The organism is Furfurilactobacillus curtus, from assembly GCF_045862785.1.
Lineage (GTDB): Bacteria > Bacillota > Bacilli > Lactobacillales > Lactobacillaceae > Furfurilactobacillus > Furfurilactobacillus curtus.
The window spans coordinates 1-14,709 of sequence record NZ_BQXO01000003.1; the positions used below are offsets into that span (position 1 = coordinate 1).

Consider the following 14,709-nt stretch of genomic DNA (forward strand, 5'->3'; position numbering starts at 1 on the left):
CCGAAACCCTTCTTCACTCACGCGGCGTTGCTCCATCAGGCTTTCGCCCATTGTGGAAGATTCCCTACTGCTGCCTCCCGTAGGAGTCTGGGCCGTGTCTCAGTCCCAATGTGGGCGATCAGCCTCTCAGCTCGGCTATGCATCATCGCCTTGGTAAGCCGTTACCTTACCAACTAGCTAATGCANCGCGGGTCCAGCCTGAAGTGATAGCCGAAACCATCTTTCAAGCGAAAACCATGTGGTTTTCGTTGTTATGCGGTATTAGCATCTGTTTCCAAATGTTATCCCCCACTTCAGGGCAAGTTACCCACGTGTTACTCACCCGTTCGCCACTCGCTTCATTGTTCTTTCAATCTAGTGCAAGCACCGTCAATCTAGAACCAAAGCGCGTTCGACTTGCATGTATTAGGCACGCCGCCAGCGTTCATCCTGAGCCAGGATCAAACTCTCAAATTAATGAGTTATTTGAAATAGCTCTTGTTTTTGTTACTTGGTTATAAAGTGAATTGACTTCACAATTTGTATTGCTTTGAACCGAAGTTCAAAGACCCTACACATTTGATTCGTCGAAACGTTGTTCAGTTTTCAAAGATCTACTTTGCTGTCGCAAGACAACTATTAGATAATATCATTTAAGCAATATCATGTCAATTAGAATTTGAGGAACTTTTTAATTGACTAAATCGTTCAAATGGCTGCTGCATCAACATTCGTAAAAGCAAGTAATACTATATCAATCTCCGTAAAAACGGTCAAGCCCCAAATTGAAAAAAGTTGCAAATTAGTCAAAAACTGGGGCCGCATCAATCTTAACATCATGAAATAAGTCATGCAGCTGACTACCATCAACAAATGATAAACCGGCTTTAGTCACTCGATCTTGCAATTCAGGCGAGATGACTAAGTGATCAAAAACAAACAGTGAAATATCTTCATGGTTAACTTCACAAGTCGTCAGCTCGCTTAGTCTTAAGTCATTCAACTCGATAGATAAGAGATCTCTCATTTGCTCTAGAATACTGGCTAATGCCGTTTTATCCGCCACCACTGGTGTTTTAAAAAATTGATACGTGCCAGTCTTATCATCCCTAGTAACTAAAAACTGTGTGTTTTCTCCATCAGTCATTAAAATTGTTCCTGCAACTTGTTTCATCATAATTCCTCGCTGGATTGGTGTACATTTAGTAGTTAATTTAAGAAGAAATTTCAAAAGCGTCGGTTAGCCTCATCCAACCACTCGCCCATTGCACTGGCAATCGGTGAAAAACCCGTTTGAACACTTCGATCTGTCCAATAATGCTTATGGATTGAACCACCGGATTGATGTGGTTCCCCAGTTTTCGCCAGACAGCGAAGCGACAAACTGATTTTATGAGAATATTCATCGATGTCAAGAATTTTAGTTCTAACAGTTTGACCAACTGTGAGGTAATCATGCAAATCCTTCACATAGCCAAAATGTGTCTCTGAAATATGAATCAAACCTTGGTGCTCATTATCAAGACTGACAAAAGCACCATAAGGCTGGATGCCAGTCACAACACCATCAACAATCTGGCCAATTCGATAATCCACATCATCCGCCCCCTCAACTCACTTGGTGACTGTGATGTGGTCGATCAGAATTGGCGTTTCTGGACGATCCTCATAGTTTGTTGGTACTGCTGCAATTTCATCCAATACATTCATGCCTGCTGTGATTTGCCCGAAAACAGTATGGTGTCCATCTAACCACGGCGTACCGCCTTGACGATATTTATCAATAACTGCTTGATCCACACCGGATTCACTCAAATCAGCCAACATATCTTCTGGAACCCTTGTCGCTTGGACAAAGAAGAATTGACTACCGTTCGTATTTGGCCCGGCGTTTGCCATCGACAGTGCACCACGAAAATTAAACAACCGATCCGAGAATTCATCTTCGAATGACTCACCGTAAATACTTTCACCGCCAGCCCCACTACCTGTCGGGTCGCCACCTTGAACCATGAAATCAGCGATTACGCGATGAAAACTGACGCCATCATAATAGCCAGATTCTGCCAAACCGATAAAATTCGCAACTGTCTTCGGAGCTAAGTCCTCAAACAGTTGTACACTAATTTCTCCCATTGTTGTTGTCAAATTCACCTGTGGACCACTTGCCAATCCAATTTCAATTTGTGGATACATCGCTTATGCCATCCTTTATTTATTCTAGTTTTAACGTTTATTATCAGCCAAAAATCGTTTAGCCACTTAGTTGATCAACTATGATTTATAAGTCTGTCTTATTGTAAACAACCCATCGCCATGATGCAATCAAACTCGTCAATCGCTGGGGCAACAACAAATTCTCAAGAAATTAATTAAATTTACCACTAAACCTGCACCCACTATTTTGTGACCTGCCGATCTCTGCTATAGTATCACCATCGCCTTGACTGATCAGGGCACCAAATTAATTAGACTACTTCATTTTGAAAGGAAACATTATGTCAACGCTCATTGACTTTGTCCTACATATCGATGCGCATTTAGTCAGCTTGGTCAACAACTTCGGTGACTGGACTTACCTCATTTTATTCGCCATCATCTTTGTTGAGACCGGTCCGGTCATCTTTCCATTCCTGCCAGGTGACTCATTACTTTTCGCTGCTAGCGCTTTAACTGCTAATCCCTTGTATCATCTGAACATCTGGACCTTTGTTATCTTGTTCTTAGTCGCCTGTATCGGTGGTGACTCACTCAATTTTTTAATTGGCCGCACTGTTGGTCAAGCCTTGACTAATCATTCACTATTCGGCAAATTAATTCAAAAGGACTCACTTGAACGATCCGAAGTTTTCTTTAATAAGCATGGTGCGATGGCCATCATTTTAGCCCGTTTTATGCCGATCATTCGTACCTTTGCGCCCTTTGTTGCAGCCGGTAGCCGCATGCCTTATCGCCGATTCATTCGTTATTCTCTAATTGGTTGTTTCGCGTGGGTCGCCTTATGCTGTGCTGGTGGCTACTTCTTTGGCAACATTCCGTTTGTCAAAGAACACTTTTCAATCGTCGTCCTTGGTATCATCGGCATTTCTTTAATTCCCGCAATTATCGGCTACTTGCATGGTAAATTTACCAAAGCATCGTAAGTAACATCATCACCAATTGAATCTTCAGTCATAAAAAACGTTTGCCCACAAAATGGACAAACGTTTTTTAAATAGCCTTTACTGCCTGACGTCCCACTAACCAGCCGAGGATTAACCAACCTTCAAAAATAATGAAAAAAAGAACAAAACAGTTAAGGAAAAAACTGCTCGGCAATGCATCAATAATTGGATCGCGGTTAGGGTCAAATAACCAATCATCATTACGAAATAGGACTTCATGAAACGTAATAAAAAATTGATTGAAATTCATACTCATGATTAATGCCAGAATTGGCGCAATTGGCAATGCAATTTGCATTGGTAATTGCAATTCCCACAATCGATGTTGCTTGAGCAAGCGCCACAATCCCCAGACAGTAATAAACAAAGTGATAATCAACACAACATTGTTCAACATCAATAAATGCTTTACATCAGCAAAGTGTTGAAGCCCTGCCTTAGAATCAGAAAAATTCGGCAATGCTAACTTGGTCACCCACGGAAAATCAAGGTAAGCCAATAAATATCGATAATTATGCATCATCGTTGCTCGACTTAAATTGACCTGTTGCAGCACATTTGTCGTTCTCAATGTCAACTGGTATAGCCACACGGCATGCACTGTCAGCCAAATAGCACTGGTTAGAATAAACAACCACCCGGCAAGGTAACGACCAAAATGCGTTAGCCTAGCCAAAATCACCCTTCGATCCGCCATTTAGTTAAGTCCTCCACAATATGCGTCGGCATAATACCACTTTCCTTGACATCTGAACGTTGTGATAGCCCCGTCAACGTTAAAATTGATGCCATATGAGCTTGTTGAGCAGCCAAAATATCTGTGTGCAGGTTGTCACCGACCATGACCACTTGGTCAGTGCCTAATTGCAGGCGCCGCAGAGCTGACAACATGATAATTTCAGCCGGTTTTCCAATGGAGATGGGGGTAATCCCCGTCGCATATCGCACAAAATCAACGACTGCTCCAGCTCCCGGTAACATCCCTCGTTGATTCGGAATATTTGTATCTAGATTAGTGGCGATGAAAGTGGCACCATTTTGAATGGCCAAAACTGCCTGTACAAATTTCTCATAAGTAACTTCCCGATCTAAGCCCACGACCACAAAATCTGGATGTGACGCAGCATCGGTCACGATCACGAAGCCAGCATCCCGCAATGCACTAGCTAATCCTGCCTCACCAATCATGTACACTGATCGTTTTTGACCGTTTGCTTGCTCATGAAGGTAATCAGCAGTTGCCAGTGCTGTTGTGTAAACATGGTCAGCCGTCGTTTTAATATGGTGATGTTGTCGCAAATTGCTAGCAACTGCTTCAGGACTACGCGTGGAATTATTCGTCACGAATAAGTATGGTCGCCCACTTTCAATTAACTGAGCCATAAATTTTTGCGCAGAAGGAATTTCACGCGAACCTTGATAAATTGTGCCATCTAAATCAATTAAATAGCCGTCATAAACGCTCATGAGGACGTACCTGATTCTGACGTACCCTTTTGACGGATAGTAAAGTGGCGCCGTGTTTTACGATGAGCGGTTCGCTGTGGCTGTTCTGATCCAGACCTAACCGACGACCGTTTATCCGCCGCTGTGGTTCGATCATTCCCCAACGTCGATTGAGGTCGGTTATTTTTTGAATGATGCGACACTGCTTGATTTCCCGATTGAGAATGCGTTGACCGGTGATTACCATTGTTAGTCTCCACCTGCTGGTTTGAACTAGCCTCGCGCCGTCGCTGACGAGAAGCGTGCCGAGAACGATGACGATCAACCTTTTGTGGTTGATCTTGTTGATCAATTTCAACATCTAAATTATGCAAAACAAAATATGCACAACCAAAATTGCAATATTCATATAAGTAATCATTCAATGCAGTGATGGTCTGACTGACAGGAACTTGCGGTGCATCAGCAGCGTAGAACCCTTTCAGTCGTAACTGTTCAAAACCAATATCGCCAACGATAAAATCATATTTGCTGAGCACAGTACTGTACCGATCAGCAAATTGATGAACATCGAACGCTTGGTGAAAATCGTAAACTAATTCGTATGGATGCCCATTAATGAAAAACTGCGCATCATTTTCTCGCACGACATTAAACATTGCCGCGCGTTTAACTGCGGCCTCTTGGGCTAATTGGGCAATGTGCTCGCGATCGATAATAAAACACCTTCTTTGTTAGTAATGCGCTTTGTCAGCGCCGTTTGTGATAGTCATCAGCCTTACCGTTGATCATCTGCTCAATTTCTGCAAAAGAAAAAGGACGTCCAAATGGAACTTCATGATCTAAATAGGCTGTTTCAGGAGTATCCACTCCAACATTAATATTCTCTTTGGCCGGCATCGCATAGTGGTGGATATGCCCATGCAGATTAATGATATTGCCAACAATTCCTAATGAAAATGGATAATGTGTCAAATAATACTGGCGATGATCGTATTTTAAATACACACCCACATCATGAAACTGAAATTTGGGCTCACCATCTTCTAACGGTTCATTATGGGCAGCCAAATACTTAAATAAATCTCGATTATCATGGTTGCCTTTAATCAAAACCAAATGACCATTTAGTCGGTGCAACACTTCATTTACGGCGTTCCAAGAGACACTGGCTGGTCGTGTAAAATACATCGCAATATCGCCAAGATGATAAACTGTATCTCGATCAGTGACCACCGAATTCCAATTTTCGATAATCGTTTCATTCATCTGCTCGACAGTCAAGAATGGCCGGGGTGCAAAATCATTTTGGCCCAATAACTGTTTATGAAAAAAATGCGTATCTGACGTAAAATAACGCACAGCTATGCCCCCTATCATTAATGGTAACAATTGTACCACATCCACCAAAAACCTTACTGTAAAAAACGTCTGCCCCCAGTTGGAGTCAGACGTTCACTCATGTGTTTCAAAATTTCATTACTCATTCTTTGACGAAATGACTGTCGTGGACTTTCTTGAAAGTCGGTGAAAAATGTACAAAGCGATCAACCACATACCGGCGCCAACTAAAGCGACCAGTGTCTCAAATTTAAAAAGCATCACAATGGCAACGAATACGAGAAAACCAATGACTAAGTAATCTGTGAACGGCGCACCAATTAAGTGAAATGCCGCAACTGATTGTTGGCGTTGCTTAAGTTCTTTACGATAACGCAAGTGAGCGACCATGATCATGCTCCAGATAAACAAAAAACAAGTCGTTGCAATACTTGAAATTAAGGTAAAGACGCCGGCAGGAAATAGTAAATTCAACACAACAGCTGCCGCGATAACTAACGTAGAGAAACGTAGTGCATTTGCCGGAACCTGGTGCTTTGATAAACGACTCATCCGCTTTGAGAAGCGACTGGTTCCGTCGAAGGTTAATGAGTAAAGCATTCGTCCAGTTGTAAACAACGAACTATTACAAGCAGACGCTGCCGCAGTGAGGACCACAAAATTGATAATCCCGGCAGCTGCTTTAATCCCCACATTTTGAAAAACCTGTACAAAGGGACTACTGTCAGGTGAAACAGCCGACCAAGGATAGATACTCATAATCACTAATAACGCGCCCACGTAAAAAATAATAATTCGCATTGGAATATCATTAATGGCCTTTGGAATCACTTCACGTGGGTTGGCCGTCTCTGAGGCCGTCAACCCAACCATTTCAATTCCCACGAACGCAAAAACCACCATTTGAAACGACAACATAAATCCCTTGGCTCCTTTGGCAAAGAAACCACCGTTACGAACCAAATTTGCAAATGAAGCGTGTCCAGCTGGCGTCTTAACCGATAAGAATACCATGACTAATCCAATACCGATTAATGCCACAATGGCCGCAATCTTGATGATTGCAAACCAAAATTCAGTCTCTCCAAAGGCCTCAACAGTAATTAAATTTAATCCCAGTAAAACGATCAGTATCACAAATCCCGGAACCCATTGAGGCACACTAGGAAACCAGAATTTAAAATATAAGCCAGCTGCGGTGATTTCAGCCATGGCAATCGTGATCCATGAAACCCAATACGTCCATCCCACTACAAATCCCATTCGTTCACCAATGTACCGATCAATAAAATCAATAAATGAATGTTGCGAAAGGTCCGACATGAGTAATTCACCCAATGCCCGCATCAAGAAAAAACACATTAGTCCGGTCAAAGTGTAAACCAGAAGGATGGCTGGCCCCGCGAGATGAATTGATTCGCCGGCCCCCAAGAAAAGTCCGGTTCCGATCGTCCCTCCAATTGCGATCAATTGTACGTGGCGACTCTTTAACGCTCGTGACAATTGTTGGGTTGTCTCCTGATTTTCTGCCATTCATGTACCTACTTTCTCCATTTAACTAATGAAATTAATTATAACGGTATCAGTTTAGATGAACAAACGAAAACATTTCACGACATCGATGAAATAAATTCACTCTAAGGCTCAAAAAAGGCTGATCACTTATGATCAGCCTTTTGCGTAGCCACTATTTGGACAATCGCTCTACATCACGCGCAATCATCAATTCTTCATCTGTTGGTACCAATACGACCTTGGCAGTTGAATCATCCGTTGAAATAACGGTTTCTTTGCCACGAACATTATTACGCTCAGCATCAATCTTAATGCCCATGAAGTTAAAGGCATCTGTGATAGCAGCCCGAATTTCTGGTGCGTTTTCACCAATTCCAGCGGTAAAGACTAAAGCGTCTACCCCGCCCATTTCTGCGATGTACGAGCCTACGTACTTAACGATACGGTTAATAAAGATTTCAATCGCCAACTTTGCTCGATGCTCATCACTATTTTCTAGATCCCGCATGTCACCTGAGATACCGGAAATCCCTAAGAGACCCGACTTCTTGTTTAACATATCTATCATTGCTTCTGGATTTGTTACACCAAGCTTTTGTTGGAGGAACGTGACAAGTGAGACATCGATGTCCCCAGAACGAGTTGCCATCGTGATCCCAGCCAATGGCGTAAAGCCCATTGACGTATCAATCGATTTACCGTTTTCAATAGCTGCAATTGAAGCCCCTGCTCCCAAATGTAACGTAATGATTTTCATTTGATCTAATGGTTGACCCAGAATTTCCGCAGCACGATGCGAAACATACCGGTGACTGGTTCCGTGAGCACCATAACGGCGAGCACCAAATTTTTCATAGTATTCATAAGGAATTGAATACAGATAGTTTTCTTCTGGCATGGTCGTATGGAAGGAAGTATCAAAGACTGCAACAGCCGTTGCGTCAGGTAGGACTTCTCTAAACGCCCGAATTCCCGTTGCATTGGCTGGGTTATGCAACGGGGCATATTCTGCTAATGAGTCGATTTTAGCTAAAACATCATCGTTGATAACGACAGAGTCCTTAAAGAACTCACCCCCAGCAACAACTCGGTGACCAACCCCCGTAATCTCATCAAAGCTATCAATAATCTTTAGATCGATGAGCTCCTTCAGCAGAATACTAATTGCTACCTTGTGATCCTTAAATGGCTGTTCTAGCTTAAAGTGTTCCCCATCTCCATACGAAATTGTGAAAGAACCTTCGGCTAAACCAATTCGATCTACTAACCCTTTAGCAATCACTTTCTCTGAAGGCATATCAAAGAGCTGAAACTTTAAGGTCGAACTTCCTGCGTTAACTGCGATTGTCTTTGCCATAAATACATTCTCCTTTAAATTCAAACATTCGTGTCGGCTACTGTGAAACGTTAGTGACGACCCACTCATCAATTTGATTAGTAAAATCTGCCACGGCTTGAGCATCTTTCAATGAAGGAAATTCACCAAGCAGCACCTGGCCCGCCTGTTTGGCCGAACCACCATGTTTTTGCAACAGCAAAATGGCCTTTTGCGCTTGTTTATTTTGAAAAAGTTCACTTGGTAAATTTAAAATTCCTTGCAAATGAGCCTGACTTTGTATCCAACTCACCAAACTAGGTGCTTCATTTGAAGTAAACAACTGACTCGGCACTAAGAAGATTCCCCATCCACCGGCAACTAATTGATTAATCGACTGTTCCAGCAATAAATGATGGACATATGAGTGTCCTTGTTGAGCTGCTGTCTTAAAATGAGTGGCCTGGTCATCACGTGGATAATAGCCAACTGGTAAATCACTGACGACTAAATCCATCTTTGGCATGACCAAGGGATCCAATGCATCTTGATGGAATAATTGGATATCACGATGTTGTAAAGTGCTCATGACGTTTGCCATAGCTAGCATCGAGTCATCATTGTCTACACCAAAACCCTGAATCTGAACGTCGTCCACTTGACTCAACTGGTTGATCACCGTTGTTAAAAGATTGCCAGTTCCAACCGCTGGGTCTAACACCGACATTTGCGTTTGTCGCATTAATTGGTTAGCTAGATAGGTCACTAAGAAACCAATACTATCAGGTGTGAGTTGATGATTCGCATCAATCGCGTCTGTTTCAATATCCTTCAGCAAAGCCAACTGCAAGCCACGTCGCGTCGTCTCAGCGTCTACCAACAGAGGTTGAATTCCCTGATAAAGCTTCGTCAATTCCGCCGTCGCAGTGACGTCAGGCCGGCCCTCTTCCACACGAACTTGGCCACCATCGATTAAATCGTCACCAACTTCAATCAATGCATCTAAATAACTGGTTGATAACTGTTGTTGAAGCAGCAACGTTGCTTGATCAAGCCGATGAAACAGCGTTTCTACATCTGTTTGTGCCAGTGCAACCACCTGCTTTCTATACCGCTCACTAATTATTCTTGTCCTTACTAAGGATACCGATTATTGAGCATTATTTCAAGGCTTGTTTGCGCTGCCAAACTTGGCGTGACGCGGTTTGACCCCCATTTAAAACGATGCTTATTTGTGAATTAGTTAACGTTGCTCGACCGTTTTTAAACACAAAAGTCTTTTGCTCTGGTCGATAGTAATGTACCTCGTTTACTTCATTTGTGATTGTCTGAATTTGCCAATAATAAATATTACTACGCAACGCTTGGGCTGAAGCCTCGTAGGCGTGAATATGTAGCAGTATCAATCCCACCGCTAGTACCATTAAAAAAATTGAAGAGGGCAAAATGAACCCGGATCGAGATTTATTTTCCATGCGTATCTTCCATCGGTAAAGAAATCACTCCGGTCACTTGCTGTCCTTGTGGGTGTTTTGGTCCTCTGGCAAATGTCACCAGAAGGGATAAACACTGACTGTTTTTTTCATAATTAAATTTCACTTGAGAAACCAGCTCTGCCAATGGCATATAACCACCATTCAATGTTGTCAGCAATAATTGGCCATGCTTTTCTGCCAATACATATTCATGACGGCGGCCAGAACGATCATTGCCGGCTAGTTCAACTGTGTGTTTGTCCCCGCTGAGATATTTAAATTGGCTAGTCGGACTGGTTAAATGGATCAAAGCGTTGTCCAATTGTTCACGAACTTGTAAGGGCCGCTCAAAATCACGTGTCAGCTGTTGGGCAGTGAGCGCGACGGTGAAGAAGACCAAAATTCCGATCGCCAGTGCCCACAGTGTTTCGATCAAAGTAAAGCCTTGCAGATGTCGTCTCATGACTCAAAATCATCCCCCATCGATGACTACTTTTTTCGTAATCTGATTTAGTTGTCTGCTCCTCACGCTCCAATTCGCGTAATCGTTGGCTCATCATATAATTTGTTTCAGCAACGAATAAGCAACACAAAGTTGCAATCGTTAGCGCACATAACGAATCCATCAGCATAAAACCAGTTCTATGAGACTGCCGTTTCTGTAACATGAATAACTCCCCACCCTAACTGTGGTTTTAATGTATACTCAATCCGGCGTGTTGACAGAAAAATTAACGACGTCGGTGTAACCATTCTTGATCCGGCCAAAACAATTCGCCGCCCCTGAATTAATTGTAATGTTTGCGGGATAACTAGCTTGGCTACAGGTGTTTTAGCACCTTCTCTGTACCAAACAAAGTGCTTATCAAAAGATATTATAACCGTGACTTCACGCCGAGTTGCTTGGGATTTTGCTCGCTCAACTAGTGCTAAAGTCGCACTAATAAACGTGCGTTCCGTTTGAATTTGTCGGCTTGTGTGAAACTTCAGCATGCCAAAGCCCACAATTAAAAGCGTCACTGATAAGACAACTAGCGTTTCAACCAAGGTAAAACCGCTTCTATTTTTGTCCCACGACATTATCTTTAATTTCAATTCCTTCAGCCTTCGCCTTATCAATTTGCCTTCCAGTTAAGTATTTACCGGTTTGTAGTTCATCAAAGGTCACTGTTTGATCTCCATGATCGTTTTGATAGAGATCAACTTGTGTTTGAACCACTTGAGTTAATGCCTGCCCATGAGTTTTTGTCGCGCTTCGTCGTGAATCAGTGATATTGGGCAAAATAATTAGAATTAACAGCGAGATAATAAATAAGACTACGGCCATTTCAATCAAGGTGAAGCCTGACCGTGCCCGATTAAAGTGCAAGTGACTCGGCGCTTTAAAAAAGAATTTCATTATGATAGTCCTCCAATTGTTTGATACATCGGCAAAAGCAAACTTAAATACAATCCGACAATGGCTAACCCAATAACGGCAAACAAAATGGGTTGAATTAATCCAATCATACTTTCAATTTTCCGAAATAAACGCTGATAGGTTAGCATAGCATCCGCTTGTAAATCCTTAGCTAACTGTGCGCTGGTCAACCCTTTACTGAAAAATATTTTGAAAGAATTAGGCAAGAAGTGGTGCTGATCCACAAATCGATTAAGTTCCGCCCCCGTGCGAAGGTGCTTATCTAGCTTCGCCGCCAATTGTTGTAAGACTGATTGTTGTTGGTAAGATAGCAGAAGCTGCAAAACATCCCGTGTTTGTAAACCGCTTCCCATTAACAGACCTAGATTCATTGAAAGATAATAATGCCAATACAACTGTAAGACAGGACCGATCACTGGCACATGTGCCCCTATCTCCAAACGTCGTAATCGGGGTTGGCGCAATACCCAAACACTAACTAAAATCAATCCAATAATTAAGGCAATCAGTAGCCATAACATTGGCATCATCCATGGTGAGCGGAGCACCAATTGTGGATTTAAAGCCTGTAGTTCCGGTAACAACGCTTCTTTAACGCCAATCAGCAAAATTCCTAATCCCAATAAAATAAATAGCGGATAACGAAGCGCTAACCGAATCTTTTGCTGTTGCTGAGATCGTAAAGCCAGGTAATTGCCTAGATTAGTCATTACTTCTGTTAACGCCCCATTTTCCTCCGCAATTTTAATTTGATAATAAACATCTACGTCAACCAATGGTTTGATGGCCGCCGCGAAGGCTTCCCCCGAACTAAGTCGCTTTTGTAACCACGTTAGTTGCTTACCTAATCTAGGGAGCATGATCCGTGCAAAGTTTAGCCCTTCTCGTAATGAGAATCCCACAGCTAACACGTCTGCCATCAAGCTAAAGAATTGAGCAGCCTGAGCAGTATGCAATCGGCTGATTTTTTTCTGATCAACCTGCTCGAAATGCTTCGGCCACGTTAGGTGCAACTTGACCATTAAAGACTGATTGATTGAGCGCATCATGCCACCTCCCGGTCATTTGTTGATGCCAGCGAATTTTAGATCGTTGTTCACCAAATAATTCATCATTACTTAACCAGTCATAAATTACCAATGGTTGTTGAATACCAGGTACTAATCGCTGATAGCACACCGCTGTTAGCGCCTGTTCTAGATCCTGATTGCTCACGCCCAACTGTTCTAAGCGACTTACAACACCCAAAACATTTTGCGCGTGAACCGTTGAGAGCACGAGATGCCCACTGAGCGCCGCCTGTAAAGCAACTTTGGCTGTTTGTTCATCGCGAATTTCGCCAATAAGTAGGACATCCGGTCGATGGCGAAGGGCTAATTTCAATAAAGCGTTGTAATCCATGCCAGCTAACTCATTAATCTGTAATTGTAAAAAGGATGATTCATGAATTTCCACCGGATCTTCAATGGATAAAATCACCGACTCTTCGCTGAACTGACGAGCTAACCGGTAAAGTGATGTTGTTTTACCCGAGCCGGTCGGTCCACTAAATACCATCAGACCACGCCGGGTTGCCAAATTAGTTAGGAATCGCCACTGATCGGTCGTTGTCACGTGCTTCTGGAAGCTTGCTAATGGGTAGATAATCCGGATAACCATTGACTCATGATCTTGAAAGTCACCAACTGTTGACAACCGCAAATGTAACTCCCGTTGTCCGACTCGATAAGTCAGGGCGCCTAACTGTGGGCGTCGATGATCGCTAATCACCATGTTTGCTTCATATTTAATGTAAGCAATCAATTGCTGGGCTCGTTCTGTAGACAAATCAGTTAACTTCACAATTCCTGAAGCTGTGTGAATAATTAATTCATATCCAACAACCTTGGGAAATAAATAGATATCACTTGCGGCTTTGGCAACTGCCTGCGCCACGACTTGGTTTAAATGATCTGCTGGTTGCATCTTCCTCACTCCCTTCAACCACTACATACGCAAATTGCTTGTTAATATTTTTTTGAAAAAAAAAAACACCAACTTTTTCAAGTTGGCGTCCTCAATTTATCAATGATGACGATTATTCAGCTGGTTCAGCGACTTCCGCTGCTTCGTAAACATCAGCAACATCATCGTTATCACTAAGTTCATCAATTAAGTTTTCATACTGTTTGGCTTTGTCCGCAGGAACTGTCGTGACGTTTTCCGGAATCATCGTGATTTCCGCTGTATCTAAATCAAAGTTCTGTTCCTGTAAAGCATCACGAACTGCAGCCAATTGACTTGGGTCTGTATAGATTTCAAAAGCTTCATCAGTGGTTGTCATATCATCAGCACCAGCATCTAACACACTCATTAACATAGTATCTTCATCGATATCTAATTCATCACGCAAAATGACAATGTATCCGCGACGATTGAACATGTATGCTACAGAGCCAGATGCCCCAAGCGCACCACCATGATGAGTGAAAGCCGACCGGATGGCGGAAGCAGTCCGGTTCTTGTTATCGGTCAAGGCTGAAACCATGATTGCTGTTCCACCAGGGCCATAACCTTCATAGGTAATCTCTTCAAACTTCTGACCACCAGCGCCTGTGGCTTTATCCAAAGCGCGTTTAACAACATCTTTTGGCATGTTGGCTGCTTTGGCTTTATCCATAACTAACCGTAACTGGGCGTTGCCGTCAGGGTCGGCACCACCAGCTTTTGCGGCTTGGTATAAGTCACGTGAGATTTTTTGGAAAATTTTTCCACGCTTAGCATCCTGGGCGTTTTTACGTCCTTGGATGTTATGCCACTTGGAATGTCCTGACATATTCAGCAACTCCTTTGAGGTAATTATTATTTTGGTCAAAATAACCTTTACAACTATACCACCAGCAGCCCCGTGCTTCAATTGTTTCACTTAGGTTTTAAAACACACTAAAACATGATTGATCGATTACTCGATTCATTTTGAACAGCTCGATTTGATCTCGAATAGCTTATTCAAAACCGGTAAACTAAAAACTGCCACCAACTTAATAGTGACAGTCTTCATTCCAGCGCTTAACG

Annotated in this window: 18 protein-coding genes and 1 rRNA gene; 1 reads left to right on the forward strand and 18 read right to left on the reverse strand. The window is 42.7% G+C overall.

What is annotated here, in order from left to right; genetic code table 11:
- From ACKTR2_RS05815 to ACKTR2_RS05830, 4 genes are all read right to left on the reverse strand, one after another.
- Window positions 1–456, reverse strand: a 16S ribosomal RNA gene (locus ACKTR2_RS05815); the annotation flags it as partial.
- Window positions 457–781: 325 nt separating this feature from the next.
- Complete coding sequence (locus ACKTR2_RS05820) at window positions 782–1,153, reverse strand: hypothetical protein (protein WP_407883468.1); 372 nt, start codon at window positions 1,151–1,153, stop codon at window positions 782–784.
- Between the two features lie 53 nt (window positions 1,154–1,206).
- Complete coding sequence (locus ACKTR2_RS05825; protein ID WP_407883470.1) at window positions 1,207–1,575, reverse strand: CvfD/Ygs/GSP13 family RNA-binding post-transcriptional regulator; 369 nt, start codon at window positions 1,573–1,575, stop codon at window positions 1,207–1,209.
- An 18-nt stretch (window positions 1,576–1,593) separates the two neighbouring features.
- Window positions 1,594–2,175, reverse strand: a complete 582-nt coding sequence (locus tag ACKTR2_RS05830) for a peptidylprolyl isomerase (protein ID WP_407883472.1) — start codon at window positions 2,173–2,175, stop codon at window positions 1,594–1,596.
- A 302-nt stretch (window positions 2,176–2,477) separates the two neighbouring features.
- Here ACKTR2_RS05830 and ACKTR2_RS05835 point away from each other — a divergent pair, with 302 nt between their 5' ends.
- Window positions 2,478–3,122 (forward strand): VTT domain-containing protein, encoded by a 645-nt coding sequence (locus tag ACKTR2_RS05835; RefSeq protein ID WP_407883474.1) that lies wholly within the window; start codon window positions 2,478–2,480, stop codon window positions 3,120–3,122.
- 67 nt (window positions 3,123–3,189) lie between these two features.
- On the opposite strand, the gene ACKTR2_RS05840 is transcribed toward ACKTR2_RS05835, so the two are convergent.
- The 14 genes from ACKTR2_RS05840 to ACKTR2_RS05905 form a co-directional block, all read right to left on the reverse strand.
- Window positions 3,190–3,840: a TIGR01906 family membrane protein gene (locus ACKTR2_RS05840; RefSeq protein ID WP_407883476.1), complete on the reverse strand. Its 651-nt coding sequence runs from the start codon at window positions 3,838–3,840 to the stop codon at window positions 3,190–3,192.
- The gene (locus ACKTR2_RS05845) at window positions 3,822–4,610 is read right to left on the reverse strand and encodes a TIGR01457 family HAD-type hydrolase (protein WP_407883478.1); all 789 of its coding nucleotides are present in this window, start codon (window positions 4,608–4,610) and stop codon (window positions 3,822–3,824) included. Before ACKTR2_RS05845 ends, ACKTR2_RS05840 begins: the two co-directional genes overlap by 19 nt.
- Entirely contained in the window at window positions 4,607–5,248 is a 642-nt protein-coding gene (locus ACKTR2_RS05850; protein WP_407883480.1) for a YutD family protein, read from the reverse strand. The genes ACKTR2_RS05845 and ACKTR2_RS05850 overlap by 4 nt, the downstream gene beginning before the upstream one ends.
- Before the next feature lie 91 nt (window positions 5,249–5,339).
- Window positions 5,340–5,951: a metallophosphatase gene (locus ACKTR2_RS05855; protein ID WP_407883482.1), complete on the reverse strand. Its 612-nt coding sequence runs from the start codon at window positions 5,949–5,951 to the stop codon at window positions 5,340–5,342.
- Window positions 5,952–6,068: 117 nt separating this feature from the next.
- Window positions 6,069–7,463, reverse strand: a complete 1,395-nt coding sequence (locus tag ACKTR2_RS05860; protein WP_407883483.1) for an amino acid permease — start codon at window positions 7,461–7,463, stop codon at window positions 6,069–6,071.
- Window positions 7,464–7,617: 154 nt separating this feature from the next.
- Window positions 7,618–8,802, reverse strand: coding sequence for an acetate/propionate family kinase (locus ACKTR2_RS05865; protein WP_407883485.1), 1,185 nt, complete (start codon window positions 8,800–8,802; stop codon window positions 7,618–7,620).
- A gap of 37 nt (window positions 8,803–8,839) precedes the next feature.
- The gene (locus ACKTR2_RS05870; RefSeq protein WP_407884019.1) at window positions 8,840–9,850 is read right to left on the reverse strand and encodes a class I SAM-dependent methyltransferase; all 1,011 of its coding nucleotides are present in this window, start codon (window positions 9,848–9,850) and stop codon (window positions 8,840–8,842) included.
- 70 nt (window positions 9,851–9,920) lie between these two features.
- Window positions 9,921–10,235 carry a hypothetical protein gene (locus tag ACKTR2_RS05875; RefSeq protein ID WP_407883487.1) on the reverse strand — a complete coding sequence of 105 codons (315 nt, stop codon included), beginning with the start codon at window positions 10,233–10,235 and terminating at the stop codon, window positions 9,921–9,923.
- Window positions 10,225–10,698 (reverse strand): hypothetical protein, encoded by a 474-nt coding sequence (locus tag ACKTR2_RS05880; RefSeq protein WP_407883489.1) that lies wholly within the window; start codon window positions 10,696–10,698, stop codon window positions 10,225–10,227. The genes ACKTR2_RS05875 and ACKTR2_RS05880 overlap by 11 nt, the downstream gene beginning before the upstream one ends.
- A 179-nt stretch (window positions 10,699–10,877) precedes the next feature.
- Complete coding sequence (locus ACKTR2_RS05885) at window positions 10,878–11,282, reverse strand: hypothetical protein (RefSeq protein WP_407883491.1); 405 nt, start codon at window positions 11,280–11,282, stop codon at window positions 10,878–10,880.
- Window positions 11,283–11,295: 13 nt separating this feature from the next.
- Window positions 11,296–11,634: a competence type IV pilus major pilin ComGC gene (gene comGC, locus ACKTR2_RS05890; RefSeq protein ID WP_407883493.1), complete on the reverse strand. Its 339-nt coding sequence runs from the start codon at window positions 11,632–11,634 to the stop codon at window positions 11,296–11,298.
- On the reverse strand, window positions 11,634–12,704 hold the full coding sequence (locus tag ACKTR2_RS05895) for a type II secretion system F family protein (protein WP_407883495.1): 1,071 nt from the start codon (window positions 12,702–12,704) through the stop codon (window positions 11,634–11,636). Before ACKTR2_RS05895 ends, comGC begins: the two co-directional genes overlap by 1 nt.
- A complete protein-coding gene (comGA, locus tag ACKTR2_RS05900; RefSeq protein ID WP_407883497.1) occupies window positions 12,631–13,620 on the reverse strand; it encodes a competence type IV pilus ATPase ComGA in 990 nt (329 codons plus the stop codon). Before comGA ends, ACKTR2_RS05895 begins: the two co-directional genes overlap by 74 nt.
- A gap of 112 nt (window positions 13,621–13,732) precedes the next feature.
- Window positions 13,733–14,470 (reverse strand): YebC/PmpR family DNA-binding transcriptional regulator, encoded by a 738-nt coding sequence (locus tag ACKTR2_RS05905; RefSeq protein ID WP_407883499.1) that lies wholly within the window; start codon window positions 14,468–14,470, stop codon window positions 13,733–13,735.
- Between the last annotated feature and the right edge of the window lie 239 nt (window positions 14,471–14,709).